This window comes from Kitasatospora sp. NPDC002543, from assembly GCF_053594915.1.
This window is the reverse complement of record NZ_JBSFWR010000005.1, coordinates 36,948-55,168: the sequence shown is the minus strand read 5'-3', so window position 1 is coordinate 55,168 and position 18,221 is coordinate 36,948. Positions and strand designations below refer to the sequence as shown.

The 18,221-nt window shown below is 74.9% G+C and carries 18 protein-coding genes; 13 read left to right on the top strand and 5 right to left on the bottom strand.

The features are described 5' to 3' along the window. Positions 1–15: 15 nt before the first annotated feature. Genes ACWD4P_RS03950 through ACWD4P_RS03940 form a run of 3 tightly spaced genes read left to right on the top strand, consistent with a single transcriptional unit; the run spans position 16 to position 3,052 of the window. Complete coding sequence (locus tag ACWD4P_RS03950) at positions 16–1,233, top strand: type III PLP-dependent enzyme (RefSeq protein ID WP_449778528.1); 1,218 nt, start codon at positions 16–18, stop codon at positions 1,231–1,233. Continuing rightward, positions 1,230–1,805: a GNAT family N-acetyltransferase gene (locus ACWD4P_RS03945; RefSeq protein ID WP_359821676.1), complete on the top strand. Its 576-nt coding sequence runs from the start codon at positions 1,230–1,232 to the stop codon at positions 1,803–1,805. The genes ACWD4P_RS03950 and ACWD4P_RS03945 overlap by 4 nt, the downstream gene beginning before the upstream one ends. Before the next feature lie 5 nt (positions 1,806–1,810). After that, a complete protein-coding gene (locus tag ACWD4P_RS03940; RefSeq protein ID WP_449778466.1) occupies positions 1,811–3,052 on the top strand; it encodes an MFS transporter in 1,242 nt (413 codons plus the stop codon). 72 nt (positions 3,053–3,124) lie between these two features. Here ACWD4P_RS03940 and ACWD4P_RS03935 read toward each other — a convergent pair whose 3' ends face one another. Further along, the gene (locus ACWD4P_RS03935) at positions 3,125–3,250 is read right to left on the bottom strand and encodes a hypothetical protein (RefSeq protein WP_449778465.1); all 126 of its coding nucleotides are present in this window, start codon (positions 3,248–3,250) and stop codon (positions 3,125–3,127) included. A gap of 89 nt (positions 3,251–3,339) precedes the next feature. Continuing rightward, entirely contained in the window at positions 3,340–3,744 is a 405-nt protein-coding gene (locus ACWD4P_RS03930; RefSeq protein WP_449778464.1) for a hypothetical protein, read from the bottom strand. Positions 3,745–3,852: 108 nt separating this feature from the next. Between ACWD4P_RS03930 and ACWD4P_RS03925 the strand changes: the two genes are divergently transcribed. Continuing rightward, entirely contained in the window at positions 3,853–4,593 is a 741-nt protein-coding gene (locus ACWD4P_RS03925; protein WP_359821684.1) for a PIG-L deacetylase family protein, read from the top strand. A gap of 5 nt (positions 4,594–4,598) precedes the next feature. Here ACWD4P_RS03925 and ACWD4P_RS03920 read toward each other — a convergent pair whose 3' ends face one another. The 3 genes from ACWD4P_RS03920 to ACWD4P_RS03910 form a co-directional block, all read right to left on the bottom strand. Further along, positions 4,599–5,297: a DedA family protein gene (locus ACWD4P_RS03920; protein WP_449778463.1), complete on the bottom strand. Its 699-nt coding sequence runs from the start codon at positions 5,295–5,297 to the stop codon at positions 4,599–4,601. A gap of 44 nt (positions 5,298–5,341) precedes the next feature. Continuing rightward, a complete protein-coding gene (locus ACWD4P_RS03915) occupies positions 5,342–5,536 on the bottom strand; it encodes a DUF1918 domain-containing protein (protein WP_359821690.1) in 195 nt (64 codons plus the stop codon). A 116-nt stretch (positions 5,537–5,652) separates the two neighbouring features. Beyond that, positions 5,653–6,315: a TetR family transcriptional regulator gene (locus tag ACWD4P_RS03910; protein ID WP_449778462.1), complete on the bottom strand. Its 663-nt coding sequence runs from the start codon at positions 6,313–6,315 to the stop codon at positions 5,653–5,655. A gap of 376 nt (positions 6,316–6,691) precedes the next feature. On the opposite strand from ACWD4P_RS03910, the gene ACWD4P_RS03905 reads away from it, so the two are divergent. The 9 genes from ACWD4P_RS03905 (at position 6,692) to ACWD4P_RS03865 (ending at position 18,128) form a co-directional block, all read left to right on the top strand. Beyond that, positions 6,692–7,654, top strand: a complete 963-nt coding sequence (locus ACWD4P_RS03905) for a phytanoyl-CoA dioxygenase family protein (RefSeq protein ID WP_449778461.1) — start codon at positions 6,692–6,694, stop codon at positions 7,652–7,654. A gap of 10 nt (positions 7,655–7,664) precedes the next feature. Continuing rightward, on the top strand, positions 7,665–8,243 hold the full coding sequence (locus ACWD4P_RS03900) for a DUF6309 family protein (protein ID WP_359821698.1): 579 nt from the start codon (positions 7,665–7,667) through the stop codon (positions 8,241–8,243). Next, on the top strand, positions 8,240–12,712 hold the full coding sequence (locus ACWD4P_RS03895) for an AMP-binding protein (protein ID WP_449778460.1): 4,473 nt from the start codon (positions 8,240–8,242) through the stop codon (positions 12,710–12,712). Before ACWD4P_RS03900 ends, ACWD4P_RS03895 begins: the two co-directional genes overlap by 4 nt. Positions 12,713–12,723: 11 nt before the next feature. After that, entirely contained in the window at positions 12,724–13,980 is a 1,257-nt protein-coding gene (locus tag ACWD4P_RS03890; RefSeq protein WP_449778527.1) for an aspartate aminotransferase family protein, read from the top strand. Between the two features lie 12 nt (positions 13,981–13,992). Continuing rightward, positions 13,993–14,856 carry a TauD/TfdA family dioxygenase gene (locus ACWD4P_RS03885; protein WP_359821703.1) on the top strand — a complete coding sequence of 288 codons (864 nt, stop codon included), beginning with the start codon at positions 13,993–13,995 and terminating at the stop codon, positions 14,854–14,856. After that, positions 14,853–15,638, top strand: a complete 786-nt coding sequence (locus ACWD4P_RS03880; protein WP_359821706.1) for an SDR family oxidoreductase — start codon at positions 14,853–14,855, stop codon at positions 15,636–15,638. The genes ACWD4P_RS03885 and ACWD4P_RS03880 overlap by 4 nt, the downstream gene beginning before the upstream one ends. Before the next feature lie 3 nt (positions 15,639–15,641). After that, positions 15,642–16,400 carry a class I SAM-dependent methyltransferase gene (locus tag ACWD4P_RS03875; protein WP_359821709.1) on the top strand — a complete coding sequence of 253 codons (759 nt, stop codon included), beginning with the start codon at positions 15,642–15,644 and terminating at the stop codon, positions 16,398–16,400. A 202-nt stretch (positions 16,401–16,602) separates the two neighbouring features. Beyond that, the gene (locus ACWD4P_RS03870) at positions 16,603–17,157 is read left to right on the top strand and encodes an EF-hand domain-containing protein (RefSeq protein WP_359821711.1); all 555 of its coding nucleotides are present in this window, start codon (positions 16,603–16,605) and stop codon (positions 17,155–17,157) included. Positions 17,158–17,330: 173 nt separating this feature from the next. Continuing rightward, positions 17,331–18,128 (top strand): LuxR C-terminal-related transcriptional regulator, encoded by a 798-nt coding sequence (locus ACWD4P_RS03865; protein ID WP_449778459.1) that lies wholly within the window; start codon positions 17,331–17,333, stop codon positions 18,126–18,128. The last annotated feature ends 93 nt before the right edge of the window (positions 18,129–18,221 follow it).

The following is an 18,221-nucleotide window of genomic DNA, read 5'->3' as shown; positions in this document are numbered from 1 at the left end:
GCCCCGTCCGTCTCCGTGGCGCACACCGAACCGCCCCGCACCGACGAGCACGACCACGCCGTACTGCGCGCCGCGCTCGCCGCCGCCACCGACGACCGGATCATCTACGACCTCGACGGCATCGGCCGCCAGTACGCCGCACTGTGCGCCGAACTGCCGGGCGTGGCCGTCCGGTTCGCGATGAAGGCCTGCCCGGTCGGCGAGGTGCTGGACCACCTCGCCGCCCTCGGCTCCGGCTTCGACGCGGCGAGCCCGCAGGAGATCGCCCAGGCGCTGCGCACCGGCGTCGCCCCCGGGCTGGTCCACTACGGCAACACCGTCAAGTCGGACCGCAACATCGCCGAGGCCTACCGGCTGGGCGTGCGGGACTTCGCCACCGACAGCCCGGAGGACGTCGCCGCGATCGCCGAACACGCCCCCGGTTCACGGGTGTTCTGCCGGATCGCGACCACCGGCGAGGGCGCGCTGTGGGGCCTGAGCCACAAGTTCGGCTGCTCGCCCGAGGACGCGCTGCGGGTGCTCGACGAGGCCCGCACCGCCGGGCTGGTGCCCTCCGGCCTGTCGGTGCACGTCGGCTCCCAGCAGATGACCGCCGAGGCCTGGAGCGCGGCCGTCGACTCGCTGGCCGCCGTGCTGGAGGCCCTCAACTGGCGCGGCATCGTGCCGACCCGGATCAACCTCGGCGGCGGTCTGCCCGCGCTCGGCGTCCTCGACCGCGGCGGGCGGCCCCTGGACCCGCCGCTGGACAAGATGTTCGCGGTGATCCGCGAGGGCATGGAACGGCTGAGCGCCGTCAACGCCGGGCCGCTGGAGTTCCTGCTGGAGCCCGGGCGCCACCTGGTCGCCGACCACGGCGCGATCCGCGCCCACGTCTCCCGGCTCACCTCCCGCCGCCGCCTCGACGGCGCCCGGGAGGACTGGCTGTACCTGAGCTGCGGCAAGTTCAACGGCCTGTACGAGATGGACCAGTTGCAGTACCGGCTGGAGTTCCCCACCCACCCCGGCGGGCAGTTCGTCAACGCCGTCGTGGCCGGCCCGACCTGCGACAGTGACGACGCGTACGCGCAGGACGGCGGCCTGGTGCGCGTCCCGCGCGCCGTCGCCTCCGGAGACCCGGTCTGGATCCACTCCTGCGGCGCCTACGCCACGGCCTACGCCACCCAGGGCTTCAACGGCTTCGCGCCGCTGCCGTACACCTGCGTCGGCGGGAACCGCGAGGAGGGAAGCGCATGAGCGAGTACCGCATCCGGCTGCTCGGGGAGGACGACTGGGACGCCGTCGTCGCACTGGAGGAGCGCGCCTACGCCGCCAGCGGCCTGTCCGAGGGCCGCGAGGCGCTGCGCTCCCGGCACCGCGCCTCGCCGGACACCTGCTTCGTGCTGGAACACGCCGGCCGCCTCGGCGGCTACCTGCTCGCCCTGCCGTACCCGCTGTTCCGCTGCCCCGACCTCAGCCGCCACGAGGACGCGGACGGCACCGGCGAGCGGCCGACCAACATGCACGCGCACGACGTGGTGATCGCCGAGGACCTGCGCGGCCGGGGCCTGTCCCTGCGGATGCTGCGGCACCTGGAGGAGGCCGCCCGGGCAGCCGGCTACCGGACCTCCTCGCTGGTGGCCGTCCGCGGCTCGCACGTGCTGTGGACCCCGCTGGGCTACCGCGCCCGGCCCGAGATCGACCTGCCCGAGAGCTACGGCACCCGGGCGGTCTACATGGCGATGCCGCTGGACCCCGTCCCGGTCCGGCCGCTGCCGCACTCCACCGGCCCGCTCCCCGGGCCGCACCCCAGAGCCGAAGTGGGCTGATACCGATGTCCCCCGTTCGCGACGACTTCCGCCGGTCCCAAGTGGCCATCGGCGCACTGTTCTTCGTCCTCGGATTCCAGTACGCCACCTGGGTCTCCCGGGTGCCCGCGCTCAAGGCCAGGCTCGACCTGGGCGAGGCCCAGATCGGCCTGCTGCTGATGACCTGCGGAATCGGCGCGGCGGTGTCCTTCCCCCTGGTGGCGGTGCTGATGCGGCGGCTCGGCTCCCGCCTGCTCTCGGTGCTGTCCGCGCTCGTGCTCGGCGTGATCCTGCTCGCGCTCTCGGTGGTGCCGAACTACCCGCTGACCCTGCTGGTGCTGTTCTTCGACGGCGTCGCGGTCGGGGGCCTGAACGTCGCGATGAACGCCCAGGGCGCCGCGCTGGAGGCCCGCTTCGAACGGACCACGATGTCCCGGCTGCACGCCACCTTCAGCGCCGGCTCGCTGCTCGCCGCGCTGCTGGCCTCGGGCGTCACCGCCGTCACCGACACCCTGGCGGTGCACTTCGGGCTCGCGGCCGCACTGCTCGCGGCGCTGGTCGTGGCCGCCCGGCCGGGGCTGCTGGCGGAGGGCCCGGCGGCGGCCGACGCCTCGGCCGACTCCTCGGTCGACGCCGCCGAACCGGCGGAGCGGAAGCAGCGCCGCGGCTTCGCGCTGCCGACCGTCGCGACCCTCTGGATGGGCCTGGCGATGGTCTTCGGCACCGTCACCGAGGGCGCCATGAACGACTGGTCGGCGCTCTACCTCAAGGACTACGTGCACGCCGACGCCGGACTCGCCCCGATGGGCATCGCGGTGGTCTCGGTGATGATGGTCTGCGCCCGGATCTTCGCGGACGGCTGGCGCACCCGCTTCGGCGACGGCCGGATCGTGACCACCGGCAGCCTGCTCGCCGGCCTCGGACTCGCCCTCGCCCTGGCGGCCGGCGGCGTGGTCCCGACCCTGATCGGCTTCGCCTGCGTCGGCCTCGGCGTGGCCGCGGTGACCCCGTGCGTCTACGTCGCCGCCGCCCGGCAGGGCGCCGACGCGCTCTCCCTGGTCGCCGCCATGGGCACCACCGGCCTGCTGGCCGGCCCCGCCGTGATCGGCTTCATCGCCGGTGCCACCAGCCTGCTCTGGGGCATGGCCGCCGTCGCCGCCTCGGCGGCCGTCGTCTCGCTCTGCGCGACCCGGATCAGCTGGCCCGGCCGGGACACCCCGGCGGCCCCGGCCGAGGCCGAGGCCCGGCTCGCCGCCGACCCGAGCTGATCGGCAGGACGCCCCGCCGCACTCCCGCCCGGCACCTCGCGCACCCCCGTCGCGAGGTGCCGGGCGGGTCCGTCATGACGTCCGGGTTCCGTCCGGCACGTCCGAGCCGCCGGCCGCGATGCGGTGGGCGAGCCCGGCGCGCAGCGCGCCGAGCCGGGCGATCTCGGTGCCCGGGGCGGTGAGTCGGGCGTGGACCACGGGGGCGAAGGTGTTCGCGCCGGGGGAGCCGGAGCAGCGGACCGGCGGGTCCCGGCCGGGCAGGCACCGCCGCGGGTCTGTCCGGCAGGCTAACCCCTGGCCCCCGCGTCGGAGGCAAGCCTGCCGGACAGACCCGCAAGGAGGAGCAGGACCACGACCGGGTAGAGGACCACCGGCGTGAACTCGTGGCGCAGGCCCAGGGCGAGCACGCCGAGCTGGACCAGCGCCCCGCCGGCCAGGGCCAGCCTGCGGCGCCCGGTCCGCTCGCCCGCCATGCCCATCCGGGACACCGCCTTGACCGCCAGCATGTTGAGCACGGCGGACACGCCCACCACGGACGCGACCGTCACGCCCAACGGGACGTTCGACGCGTCGTCGTCCGAGATGCCGCCGATCATCGGGGAGGCGACGAGGAACAGCATGACCGCGGCGACGGTCTCCAGGATGAGCAGGACGAGCGCGGCGTGGACGAGGACGAGGTGGCGGCGGGTCATGCCCCTTCGACGCGGCCTGACACGGGATAGGTTCCCGGTCGGACGGCCGATCCTGGCCGGCCGGACACCGCCGTACGACCGCGCGCCGCACCGAGAGGAACGAACAGCATGAGCGAGCAGGCCCCCGAGCCCTTCGAGCCCGTCGACGAGGACTGGCAGACCGCGTTGGCGATCGTCGCCCACCCCGACGACATGGAGTACGGCGGGGCCGCGGCCGTCGCCCGCTGGACGGCGCAGGGCAAGACCGTCGTCTACGCGATGGTCACCAGCGGCGAGGCGGGCATCGACTCGCTGGACCCGGCCGAGTGCGGCCCGCTGCGCGAGGCCGAGCAGCTCGCCTCGGCGCGCGTCGTCGGCGTCGACACCGTGGAGTTCCTCGGCCACCCGGACGGCGTGGTGGAGTACGGGCTGCCGCTGCGCCGGGACATCGCCCGGCTGGTGCGCAGACACCGGCCGGACATCGTGATCACCAGCAACTTCCGGGACACCTACGGCGGGGTGTTCCTCAACCAGGCCGACCACATCGCGGTCGGCCGGGCCACCTTGGACGGCGTCCGGGACGCCGGGAACCGCTGGGTGTTCCGCGAGCTGCTGGCGGAGGGCCACGAACCGTGGAACGGCGTGCGGCAGATCTGGGCGGCGGCCTCGCCGGAGGCGAAGCACGCGGTGGACACCACCGACACCTTCGACCGGGGCGTCGCCTCGCTGGAGGAGCACCGGGCGTACCTGGCCGGACTGGGCGGGGAGATGGCGGAGCCGCGGGAGTTCCTGGAGGGCTTCGGCCGGGGCGCCGGAACCCGGCTGGGGACGCGCTTCGCGGTGCCGTTCGAGGTGTTCCCGCTGCGCTGACGCCTTCAGGGCGCGTTGCTGCCGCTGCCGTCGTCGTCGTCGTCGCCGTCGCTGCCGCCGTCGCCGGTGTCCGTGCGACGCCGGCGCCGGTAGCGCAGCACCTGCCGGAGTAGGAAGCCGGCGACCAGCGCGCCCAGCCCGACCGCGAACCAGACCTGGTAGCGCAGCGCCGTGTGGTAGACCGTGCCGATGTTCTCCCCGGCGACGAAGCCGAAGGTGCCCCAGACCGCCGTCCACAGCACCGCGCCGAGCAGGTTGAACGGCAGGAACCGGCGCCAGGGCATCTCGGTCGTCCCGGCGATGATCCCGTTGTACTGGCGCAGCCCGTCCACGAAACGGGCGACCGTGACGACCTTGCCGCCGTGCCGGGCGAAGAAGCCGTCCGCGCGCTCCATCCGGGCCGGGGTGAGCAGCACGTAGCGGCCCCAGCGGTGGACGAAGGCGCGTCCGCCGGTGTGGCCGATCAGGTAGCCGAGGCTGTTGCCGAGCGCGGCGGCGACGGCCGCGATCACCAGGACGGCGGCGAAGTCGAGGTGCCCGGTGCCGGCGTACACCGAGGCCAGCACCAGGATGGTCTGCCCGGGCACCGGGATGCCGCAGTTGTCCAGCAGGACGAGCACCGCCACCGCGAGGTACCCGTAGTGGTCCAGCAGTGGCGTGAGCCCGGCGAGCGCCCCGGGCAGCGGGGTCGTGGGGGCTGACACCGCTCCTCACCACCTCGCGCGGGGCGGGGCGGCGGGGGTGTCGGTCAGAGGTTCGCCTGGCGCTGTTCGATGTTGCAGTCGGGGCCGGGGTAGATCAGGCCCTCGTGGCCGTCCTCGAAACGGACCACGTAGGGCGGCTCGCCGTTGGTGCCGCGCACCTCGACGATCTCGCCCTTCTGGTCCACCATGCCCACCGACCTGCTGTGGATGTGGAGCTGGTCACCTACCGCCGCGTGCATGGTCTGCTCCCTCGGGTCGAGTGCCCGGCCGCCCGCGCGGCCGTTCCCGCTATCCACTGTGCTGCGGGCGCGGCGGGCGCGCAACGCCTCGGGCCGGCGGGGCCGGGGGACGGAGGTCAGTGGGCGGTCGGCTGTTGCGCGAGGTAGCCGCGGACCAACCGCTTGCACTCGGCGATCAGCGTCGGATCGCCGTCCGGGGCCTCCCGGAAGGCCAGTTTGAGCACCGCGTCGGCGGCCTCCAGGGCCACCCGCAGGGTCAGCGTGACGGCCGTCGGGTCGCCCGCCCGGAACAGTTCGCCGCCGAGCGCCTGGAGCCGCAGCGCGACGGCGGTGTTGTTGTCCACGCCCGCGTCCAGCAGGTGCCGGTCGTCCCGGACGTCGGTGGGCACGGCCGGCACGGCCAGCCCGAAGTCCAGCTGTCCGAAGCCCGGAACGGCGCGCTTCATCGCCACGAACTCCTCCACCGCGAGGTCGGTGAACACGGCGGGGCCGACCGGTGCCGCGGCGGCCAGCCTGGCGTCCAGGCGCTGGAGGTAGCGGTCCAGGTTGCGGGTGGCGAGCGCGGCCAGCAGGTCCTCCTTGCCGGCGAAGAACTGGTACAGGGTGCCGATCGGCACCTGGGCGCGCTGGGCGACCTCCTTGGTGGTGAGCGCGGTCGCCCCGACCTCGTCCAGCAGCCTGGCGCAGGCGTCCAGGATCCGCCCGTACCGCTCCAGGCTGCGCTGCTGGACCGGGCGGCGTCGGACCGGTCCGGGGGAGGGGTGGCTCCTGTCGCTCATGACCTCACTGTGCCGCATCCGCTGTTGCGGCGGCGAATCACCGGGGCGTGTGCGGCCCGGAGTGTCCCGTGGGGCAGGAGTCGAGTGGTGGCCGGAGCTGAACGGCACGGTGGCGGGAAGGTGTCCACGGGTTGGCATTGGCCTTGTCGTGGACGCGAGGACAGGTTCATACTCCTGGGGCGGACTACCTTGCGTGATCAACGCATGCCTCTTCGTGGTGATCACGATTCAGCTGTGGCGGCCGAGGCGCCTGTGACGGACGCTCCGCCGCCACCCGAGGTCTGGATGACGCCGTGTGCCCCCACTGCCCGCGCCACGTCCCGTGGCGTCACGCCCCTGTGTGTGCCCAGCCGAACGGAAGGAGGGGATCGGTTCGGTGACCCTGTCCTCCGGAGGGCGCGAGGCCCTCGACACCGAGCACCGCCGACAGTTCCTGGAGGCCGGATACCTCGTCCTGCCCGGCCTGTTGCCGGAAGCGCTGCGCGAGCGGCTCGCCGCCGAGGTCGACCGCTGGGTCGACGAGGGCCTGCGGGCCCGGTCGATCGCCGCGTGCACCGACCCCTTACAGTACGGGCCGCCCCCGCTGCTCGAACTGGAACTGCCCGCCCACGGCGAACTCCTCACCCACCCGCCGCTGCTGCTCGCCCTGACCCGTCTGCTCGGGCCGGACTTCGTCTTCCACCACCTGCACAGCGACCGCCAGGACCCGGGGATCCCGGGCAAGGCCTGGCACCACGACTGCGAGCCCAACGACCGCTCCGACCCGTCGCTGCTGATGGTCCACGCGCTGCACTACCTCGGCGGACTGGACGAGAAGGTCGGCGGCCTGGCCGTCCTGCCCGGCTCGCACCTGCGCACCACCGGAAAGACCGCCTTCGCCCACCACGGCACCGGCGAACTGCCCGGCGAGGTGCTGATCGACCGGCTGCCGCCCGGCTCCACGGTGCTGCTCAACTCGGCGCTGTTCCACACCCGCAGGCCGGCGCCCGAAGGACCGGGCCACCCCCGGTACTTCGTCGACGCCTCGTACTGCCAGGTGGGGGCGCGCTGGCGCCCGGTCAAGCCGTACTGGCGGCAGATGCTCGCCCGGGCCCGCGAACTGGACCTGGCCGACGGCCAGTGGCCCGAGCTGTTCGCGGAGCGGCACTTCACCGAGTACACCGGAGGGGACCGCACCGGCGCCGGATACGCGGCCACCGGGTACCCGGAAGCCGAGCACACCGGGACCGGTCGCGCGGCAGCCGAGCGCGCCGGAGCCGGGCGCGCGGCAGCCGAGCGCGCCGGCACAGAGTACGCGGCCACCGAGCACGCCGGCCCCGAGTACACCGGAACCGTCTGAGGAGCACTGCGTGGAGATCGTCACCGCCGTCGCCTACCCCGAGGTCCACGACGCCTACCTGCGGGACCACCCGGTGGAGCGGGCCCACGAGGCGAACAGCAACATGTACGGCGAGGAGAACCTCGACCGCGCCGACCGCATCCGCGGCGGCTGGTGGCGGATCCGGCTGTCCCGGGCGGACGTCCTGGGCGTCGTGCTGCCCTGGCACCTCAGCGAGGGCGGGGAGCTCGAACTGGTGCCCCGCTCCGGGCTCACGGTGGCCGAGGCGGCCGAGCGGGTCCGGGCCGGCGGAGCCGCGTGGACCGCCGCCAACCCGGTCTGCGCGGCGAAGCTGCGGCTGCTGCGGGAGGCCCCGTTCACGCTCGTCTTCCTCAGCACCGCCCCGGTCGACCACTCCGACTACGGGGACCTCGCGGTCCGGTCGGGGCTGATCCACCTCGACGGCCTGCACCGCATGCTGGCCTGGGAGTTGGCCGGACGGCTGCCCGAGCGGGCGCTGCTGGACGGCTACCTGGTGGGCGACCCGACGGTGGCCGCCGGGCCCGGCCGAACGAGCCGAACGAGCGGGACGGGGGAAGAGTCGGCGTGACCCCCGCGACACAGCACGTCCGGTCCGTGGACTCCGGCCGCTCGGCCGGCCCCGCCCGTTGCTCCGACCGCGCGGACTCCGCGGGCAGCGCCGAGCCGGCCGACTCCGCCGGTGGCGCCGGCTGTTGCGACTGCGCCGGTTCGCTGCCCGAGCTGCTCGCCCACGCGGCCCGGGCCCACCCCGAACGGCCCGCCCTGGGAGACGGCGTCCGCTCCTTCGACTACCGCACGCTCGACACCGCGGCCGACCGGATCGCCGCCCGGCTGGCCGCCGCCGGCACCGGCCGGGGCGACCGGGTCGCCCTGGTCGGGCCCCGGGATGCCCGGATGCTGGTCCTCCTGCACGGGGTGCTGCGCTCCGGCGCGGCGGCCGTGCTGGCCGACCCGGACTGGTCGGCGGCCGACCTCGCCCGACGGCTGGCGTCCGTCCGGGCCGCCCGGGTGCTGGCCACCGAGGGCGGACTCGGCGGAGAGGTGGTGGACGTCGAGGCGCTCCCGGAGCTGCCGCCGGTGGCCACCGAGGTCCGCGGCGAGGACCTCGCGTACCTCTCCTTCACCTCCGGGTCGAGCGGCGAGCCCAAGGCGGTGGCCGTCACCCACGCCAACGCCGTGCACTACGCCCGGGCACTGGCCGGACGGCTCGACCTCTCCGAGGACGACGCCCCCCGCGCCGCCCACGTCACCACCCTGGCCGCCGACCTCGGCCACACCGCCTGGCTGCTCGCCCTGGCCACCGCCGGCTCGGTGCACCTCGTGCCGGACCGCGAGGTGCGCGACCCGGAGGCCTTCTGGGCCTCGCTGCGGCGGGCCCGGGTGGACGTGCTCAAGACCACCCCCTCCCACCTGACCGCCCTGCTGGAGGGCCGCCCGGCCGACTCCCCGCCGCTGCACACCGTGCTGCTCGGTGGCGAGCCGCTGCCCCGCCCGCTCGCCGCCGCCCTGCTCGACGGCGGCACCACCGCGCGGCTGGCCAACCACTACGGCCCGACCGAGACCACCGTCGGCGCCACCTGCCTGCTCGTCACCTCGGCCCGCCAACTTCCCGCCGAGGAACCGACCGTACCGATCGGCACCGGGATCGGCGAGGTGCTGCTGGCCGTGGTGGACGGAACGGGCCGGACGGTGCCGGACGGCGCGGTGGGCGAACTGCTCATCGGCGGCCGGGGGGTGACCGCCGGGTACTACGGGCGGCCGGACGAGACCGCCCGCGGCTTCGTCCGGCACGACGGCCGGCTGGTCTACCGCACCGGCGACCTGTGCCGTCGGCGGGCCGACGGCAGCCTCGTCTTCCTCGGCCGGGTGGACCGCCAGGTGAAGGTCCGCGGCTACCGGGTGGACCTCGCCGAGATCGAACGGGCCATGGACGGCCACCCCGGCGTCGCCCGCTCGGCGGTGCTGCTGCGGGAGACCGCGCTCGGCAACCAACTGATCGGCGTGGTACGGCTGTCCGGCGGCGCCGACGAGGCGGAGGCGCCGGACGGGCTGCGGGCGTACCTGCGCGACCGGCTGCCCGGCTACTCCGTGCCGCAGCCGATCCTGGTGCTGCCGCGGTTCCCGGTCGGCCCGAACGGCAAGCTCGACCGGCAGCGGATCGCCGAGCTGGCGGCCGAACTGATCGAGGCCCGGGCCGGGTCGAGCGGCGCCGAGCCGCCGGGCGGACCAGGGCAGGACGCCCCCGAGCCGGGCGGCACCGTGGACGCGGACGGCCTGGCCGGCGAGATCGCCCGGTTCTGGGCGGGCGCCCTCGGCCTGCCCGCCGTCGGGCCGCGCGCCGACGTGCTCGGCATCGGCGGGGACTCCATCCTCGCCATGCGCACCATCGCCTTCCTGCGGCGCTCCGGCCTGCGGGTCGCCTACGAGGACTTCTACCAGTACCCGACGGCGGAGGGGCTGGCGGCCGTCGCCGTCCCGGCCGCGCCGTCCGTCCCGGCCCCGCGCGGCGAGACCGGCGGACTCCGACTCGCCCCGGCCCAGCGGTGGTTGTACCGGCAGCGGACACTGCGGGACCCGCGGCACTGGAACCAGTCCGTGCTGCTGCGCTGCCGCACCGCCGTCGACCCGGAGGCGCTCTCGGCGGCCGTCGCGGCCGTCCTGGAACGGCACCCGGCGCTGCGCCGGCCGCTCACCCCCGACGGCTGCGGCGGGCTCCGGGCGGTGGCCGACCTCGACCCGATCTCGTTCTCCCGGATCCCGCGCTCGGCCGGGGAGATCGCCGACACCGTCGCGGGGGTCTGCACCGAGCTCCACCGCAGCCTCGACCCGTCGGCCGGCCGCCTGCTGCGCGCCCACCTGTTCACCGGCCCGGCCGGCACCGACGACCGGCTCGCGCTGATCGCGCACCACCTGGTGGTCGACGGGCTGTCCTGGCGGATCCTGCTGGACGACCTGGCGCACGCGTACCGTGCGGTGCTCGACCGGAAGCCGGTCGACCTGCCGCCGACGGCGGACTTCTACGCCTGGGCGGCGCTGGCCGCGCCCGCCGCGCCCGCCGCGGAAGCCGGGGAGGCCGCGGCCGCCGGGGGAGTCGCGGAGGTCGCGGAGGTCTCCGACGTTGCGGAGCCCGCCGCGCTCAGCTGGGCGCTCGACCCGGACGCCACCGCCCGGTTGATCGCCCGGCACGGCGCCGGGGCCGGACTGGAGGCCGTGCTGCTGGCCGCCTTCGCCGAGGCCGTGACGGCCGAGGCCGGCGCCGCCGAGCCCGTCACGGCCGAGTCCGCGACGGCCGCGGGAGGCCGCCCCCGGCTCGCCGTGGAGGTCGAGACCCACGGCCGGGACGCGGTCGGCGACCCGGGCGAATTCCTGGACACCGTCGGCTGGTTCACCGCCGTCAAGCACATCGGGCTGGAGGCCGGGGCCACCCCGGAGACGGTCGCCCGGCGGCTGCGCGAGGCACCCGTCCGGGCGATGGACGCGCCGGGCGAACGGCCCGCCGTCGGCTTCAACTTCCTCGGCACCTTCCGGCTGCCCGAGGAACCCGCGCTGGACTGGACCGTCGCCGCCGAACAGGCCGGGACGGCCCGCTGCGCCGGGGGCGATCCGTTGTACGAACTGCGCCTCACCGCGCGGGTGGTGGAACAGCGGCTGGTCGCCGACCTGGTGTACGGCCGGCCCGGTCCGACGCACCCGGCCGCCGAGCGGATCACCGCGCGGTTTGCCCGGTCCGTGGCGGCCGAGGCGGGGGCGCCGCAGGCCGCACCGCCGGTCCGGGCGGCGCTGTCCACCTCAGGCCAGCTACTGCACCCCGGCGTCGCACCGGCCACCCGGGCGACGGTGCGCGAACCCGCCCGGGTGCTGCTCACCGGCGCCACCGGCTACCTCGGGCGGCACCTGCTGGAGGCCTTCCTGCGGCGCGGCGCCGAGGTCACCTGCCTGGTGCGGGCCGCGGACGACGCCGCCGCGCTGGAGCGGCTCGGCGCCGGGGGCGGGGGCGGGGGCGGCGGCGCGGTCCGGGCGCTCGCCGGGGACGTCGACCGGGAGGGCCTGGGCCTCTCCCCGGCGGGGAGTGAACTCGCCCGGGGCGCCCACCTGGTGGTGCACGCGGCGGCGGACGTCCGGCTGGTGGCCTCGCCCGACGAGCTGGAGCGCACCAACCACACGGCGGTGCGCCGGCTGCTCGACTGGGTCGGGGAGAACGCCCCGGACGCCCGGGTCCACCACGTCTCCACGCTCGCCGTCTCGGGCGGCGTCGACGGCCCGCCGCGCCGCTTCAGCGAGGCGGACCTGGAGATCGGCCAGCACTTCCGCACCCCGTACGAGCGCACCAAGTACCGGGCCGAGCGGGCCGTCCGGGCCTGGGCCGCCGGCGGGCACGCCGCCTACCTGCACCGCAGCGGCCACATCGCGGCGCACAGCCGGACCGGCGCGTTCCAGGCCAACGCCGGGGACAACCGGATCTACCAGCTGATCCGCGGCTACCTGCTGGCGGGCGCCGCGCCGAGCCGGCCGGACACCGCCTTCGCGTTCTCGTACGTGGACACGGTGGCCGCCGGGATCGCCGCGATCGCCCTCGACCCGTACACCGCGCCCGGCGCGTACCACGTGGAGTCGCCGCACGCCGTCCCGCACGACGAGCTGGTGCGGTGGCTGGCCGGGCACGGCCACCCGGTCCGGCTGACCGACGAGGAGGCCTTCGCGGCCGCCCTCGCCCGGGCCGAGCGCCGCCACCCGACGGCCGCCCGGGTGGCCGCCGCCTGGGCGGCGCAGGAGGAGCGCCGCGTCCTGGTGGACAGCGCGTACACCACCGCGGTGCTCGACCGGCTGGGCGTGCGCTTCGCCGCGCCGACCCCGCAGTGGTGGTCGGCCGCGCTCGGCTGGGCCGCCGGGGCCGGCTATCTCCCGCCCGTCGACCCGCCACCACCCGCCCGGGGCGGCCCCCCTGAACACCTCCGTGACGATGCCCGTGACGGCATCCGCGACGACAAGCACGTCGACAAGCACGACGACATCCGTGAAGGCAGGACCAATCCGTGAAGGCAGGCCCCGTGTCCCAGCTCTCCCCGGCGCTCAAGCAGGCCACCCCGGTCGTCGCCGTACGCGGCGAAGGACTCCACCTCTACGACGCCGACGGCCGCCGCCACCTCGACTTCACCTCCGGGGTGGGGGTGACCAGCACCGGCCACTGTCACCCGAGGGTGGTCGAGGCCGTCCGGGAACAGGCCGGCCGGCTGATCCACGGGCAGTACACCACTGTGCTGCACGACCAACTCCTCACCCTCACCGAGCGGTTGGGCGATGTCCTGCCGTCCGGCCTGGACTCGCTGTTCTTCGCCACCGCCGGCACCGAGGCGGTGGAGGCCGCGCTGCGGCTCGCCCGGCACGCCACCGGACGGCAGAACGTGGTCGTCTTCGAGGGCTCCTTCCACGGCCGCACCATGGGCGCGGCCTCGCTGACCACGGGCGGCACCCGGTTCCGGGCCGGCATCGGCCCGATGATGCCGGGGGTCGCGGTGGCGCCCTTCCCGGCCGCCTTCCGGCTCGGACTGTCCGAGGACGAGGCGGTGGCGCACGCGCTGCGCGGCCTCGACGAGGTGCTCGCCACCGTCTCCGCGCCCGCCGACACCGCCGCGATGTTCGTCGAGCCGGTGCTCGGCGAGGGCGGCTACGTCCCGGCGCCGGCCGGCTTCCTGGCCGGGCTGCGCGAGCGGGCGGACCGGCACGGCATCCTGCTGGTGGTGGACGAGGTGCAGACCGGCTTCGGCCGCACCGGGCGGTTCTGGGCCCACCAGTACGAGGACGGGGTGCGTCCCGACGTCCTGATCACCGCCAAGGGCCTGGCCAGCGGCTTCCCGCTGTCCGCGATCGCCGCGCCCGCCGAGCTGATGGGGCGGGCCTGGCCCGGCTCGCAGGGCGGCACGTACGGCGGCAACCCGGTGGCCTGCGCCGCCGCCCTGGCCACCCTGGACGTGCTGCGCGAGGAGCGGCTGGTCGAGAACGCGGCCGTGCAGGGCGCCAGGCTGCTGGCCGGGCTGCGGGCGGTCGCCGCCGGGACGCCCGGGATCGCCGACGTCCGCGGGCTCGGACTGATGGCGGCCAGCGAGTTCTGCCGCCCGGACGGCGCCCCGGACCCGGAGGCGGCCCGGCGCGCCCAGCAGGCCGCGGCCGAGCACGGCCTGCTGCTGTTGCTGTGCGGGATCCACCTGAACGCGGTCCGGATGATCCCGGCGCTGGTCGTCACGGCCGAACAGATCGACGAGGGCCTGGAGTTGTGGGCGAAGGCCGTTGCGGCCGGCGGCCGGTAGGGAGGAGAGGACATGGATGCGGTGACCGAAATCGGCTGGAGCAGCCTGGAGTTGGACGCCCGGCGGGAGCTCTGGTCGCTCCCGCTGGGGGAGCGGGAGCGGCGGCTGCTGTGGGCCGACGCGCGGGCCGGGCAGTGGGGTGCCGCCGAGGAAGTGCGCTCCCGGCTGCGGGAGTTCGTCCGCAACGCCGCCGACTCGGTCGGCATCACCCATGTGGGCGGGCTGGTGGATCCGTCCCGTCCGGAGCAGGAGATCACCGAGGTGCTCTCCTTCCTGCTGCGGGACTTCGGCCGGATCGTCCCGCAGAACGGGCGCGGTGACCTCACCTCGGTGCTGCACGACCAGGACGGCGACGGCAACACCGAACTCGGCTTCCACTGCGACACCTGCGACCTGCTGGTGCTGCTCTGCGTGCGACCCGCCTTCGACGGCGGCGGGCTGACCAAGCTGGCGAGCGCCCGGCACGTGCACGACCTGATCCAGCGGGAGCGCCCGGACGCGCTGGCCACGCTGCGCGAGGACTGGACCTTCGACCGCAGCGGCCGGGCCGGCCCGCAGGTGGTGGTCACCCCGATCCTGTACGACCGTAAGGACGGGACGATCGGCTGCTACTACCAGACCCGCACCGTCCGGTCGTCCCCCGACCGCGGCGGCCCCGAGCTGACGGACCGTCAGTGGGAGGCGCTCGGCGTGCTGGACGAGGTGCTCTACCGGCCGGAGATCGCCTTCGGGCTGCCGATGGCCGCCGGGGACCTGCTGATCATCCGCAACAGCAGGGTGCTGCACGGGCGTTCGCCGTTCGTCGACGAGCCCGGGCCGTACTCCCGGCGGATGCTGAGGATCTGGGTGAACGAGGGGGAGGAGTGGGCGCCGTGACCACCGGAGGAGAGACGGGCGGTACGACCGCCCCGCACGGACGGGTGGCGATCGTCACCGGCGGCGGCAGCGGCCTCGGCCGGGCGTCGGCGCTGGCCCTGCTGGCGGCCGGCTGGACCGTGGTCGTCGCCGGGCGCCGCAAGGACGCGCTGGAGGAGACCGCGGCCCTGGCCGGCCCCGCGGCCGACCGGGTGCTGCCCGTGCCGACCGACATCCGCAGCCCGGAGGAGGTCGCCCGGCTCTTCGGCACCGTCCTCGACCACCACGGCCGGCTGGACCTGCTGTTCAACAACGCGGGCGCCGCCGCACCCCGCCGGCCGATCACCGAGACTCCGTTCGAGGACTGGAACCGGGTGCTGGACACCATCGTCACCGGCGGCTTCCTCTGCGCCCGGGAGGCCTTCCGGGTGATGAGCACCCAGTCCCCGCAGGGCGGGCGGATCATCAACAACGGCGCGCCCTCCGCCTACGTCCCGCGCCCCAACTCGATCGCGTACACCGCGGCCAAGCACGCCGTCCTCGGCCTCACCAAGGTGCTGGCCCTGGACGGCCGTCCGTACGGCATCTCCTGCGGGCAGATCGACGTCGGCAACGTGACCCCGGTGGACGGCGGCCCGCAGCCGGCCGCGATGCAGGCCGACCGGACCATGGCCGTCGAGGCGACCATCCCGGTGGACCGCTTCACCGAGGCCCTGGTGCTGATGGCCTCGCAGCCGCCGGACACCACCATCCAGTCGCTGGTGGTGCTGCCGACCACCATGCCGTTCGTGGGAAGGGGCTGAGCCGTGCTGGTCAGTGCGCGCTCCTTCGCGGAGTACCGCGCGATGTTCGCGCTGGACGACCGGGACCTGGCACAGCGCGTCCTGGACTGCCCGGCCGGCGCGGCGAGCTTCGTGGCGGAGGCCGGGCAGCGCGGCGTCGACGCCGTCGCCGTCGACCTCCAGTACGCCGAGCACCGCGAGGAGCTCGGCCGGCTGGTGGAACGGGAGACGGAGTTCAAGCGCGAGCTGCTGGTGAAGGAGACGGCCGGCAACGTGTGGTCCTGGTACACCGACCCGGACGACATGATCCGCCGGTGGAAGGCCAGTGCCCGCGCCTTCCGCGCCGACATCGTCGCCCGCCCGGAGCGCTACCTGGCCGGCTCGCTGCCCCGGCTCCCGTTCGCCGACGACTCCTTCGACCTGGTGCTCAGCTCGCACCTGCTGTTCTCGTACGGCAACCGGCTCGGCGAGGACTTCCACCGGGCGGGGCTGCGCGAGCTCGCCCGGGTCGCGCGCCGGGAGGTGCGGATCTTCCCGCTCGTGGTGTACGACACCGGAGCGCGCTACGAGGGGCTGGGGGCGCTGCGCGAGGAGCTGGCGGAGCTCGGTGTCCCCAGCCGGGTGGAACGGGTGGCCTACGAGTTCCAGCCGGGCGCCGACGAGATGCTGGTGCTCTCCACGGCCGGCTACCGGGCGCCGGCCCGGACCGCACCGGGCACGGCGGAGACCGTGGACCCGGTGCGGTGGCGGCACCGGGAGAACGGAACCCGGACGCCCGGATGATCGAGCGCTCCAGGGGAGCCGGAACATCGTCGCACCACACTCCTTTCGCATACGGATCATGCCTTCACGGCGAGCTGTTCCATCGAAGGTGTGATTCTCCCTCCGGTCAATTGCCCCGCCGCTCATCCCCGATCTACCGTGCGTCGAAAGTCCCGACGGGGTACCGGGCTCCGTCACCGGGCGCGAGCGAGAGGCGGACGGAATGCCGGCCAAGGTGAAGAAGCAGAAGTTCAGCATGCTCTTCGACTGGTTCGACCAGGGCGGCGACGGCATGCTCACCCACGACGACTTCCAGGCGATGGGCGAGCTCTTCGGCGCGCTGGCCGCGGAGGATGACCGGGAGAACGCCTCGGCGATGCGGAAGGCGTTCGAGGAGTGGTGGCGCGTGCTGCTCGCGCACGGGGACGCCGACGGGGACGGGCGGATCAGCCGTACGGAGTTCCTCGACGTCATGGAGGCCGACATCACGGCCCCGGAGCACTTCGAAAAGGCGGTGCTGGCGATCGCGGACGCCCTGATGCGCGCGCTGGACACCAATCACGACGGGGTGCTGAGCAAGGACGAGTACGTGCGGATGTACAGCGCTCTGGGAATTCCGCCGGAGCACTCGGGCGACGCGTTCCGGCGGCTGGACCGGGACGGCAACGGCGTGATCAGCCACGAGGAATTCAGGCTGGCCATCACCGAGTTCTATTTGAGCACCGACGAGAACGCGCCGGGGAACTGGCTGATCGGCCCCATCGAGCAGAGCGCCTGAACTCCGCGCGCCCCTCGCCACCACGGCCCCTCGGCGCCTCGGCCCGCTCGCCCGGGCCGAGGCGGGGCGCCCGCTCTCCGGCAGGCGCCCCGCCACGCGCCGGCGGTGTCCGCCCCGAGGTTCTCGTAGCGCCTGCGGGGGAGCGAAGGGCACGCCGACAGCGGGAGGGACAAGTGCCCGAGGACACCCGGCACACCGCGCGGCTCTGCCGGCGGATGCGGGACCTGGCCGTGGCGGCCCTGCACGAGCGGGACCCTTCCAGGCTTCACCGGCTCGTCCTGGCCGAACTGCTGAGCGCGTGCGACGCCGAGGTCGTGGTGTTCAAGGAAGGGACCTGGCGGACAGACGCGGGGCCCATGACCATCGCCACCGCCGGCGGCGCGGACGCCGCGCTCACCGACGAGCGGGCACGCCGTCAGATCAGGACGGGCCGCCCCTTCTCCGACTACTACGCGACGACCTGCGACACCACGCCGCTCACCGCCCAGGAGATCGGCCGCGCGCTGGACCTGCGGGACGTCCGCGACTTCGCCCCCGGTCGCCGCTTCGCCTTCGGCATCCCCCTGCCGGACACGTACTCTCCCGTCCGCGGGTACGTGCTGCTCCGCCCGGACGGCGCGTTCACCGCCGCGGACCGCACCTACGGCGCGCAGATCCAGCCGCTGCTCCACGCCGTCGACCGGCAGTGGGAGCTGCTGTCCCAGTGGCACGCCATGCGGCGGGAGCCGTCGGCCGGCGGGGAGGCGGCCGGGGGCCGGGCGGCGTGCGCCGAGGCGGGGCTCACGCCACGCGAGCAGGCCGTGCTGCTCCTCCTCGCGGACGCCCTCACCGCCGCCGCGATCGGCCGCCGCCTCGGCATCGCCACCCGCACCGTCAACAAGCACATCGAGCACCTCTACCGGAAGCTCGGTACCCGCGACCGGGTCGCCACCGTCAACCGGGCCCGGGTCAGCGGGCTCCTCCCGCGCTGACCCCGCCCGGGCGGGGCCCGCCCAACGAGCCCGTGCCGCAGGGCCGGTGCCCTCGGGCGGAGGCCGGCCGCTCGGCGCGGACTCGCGTATGAA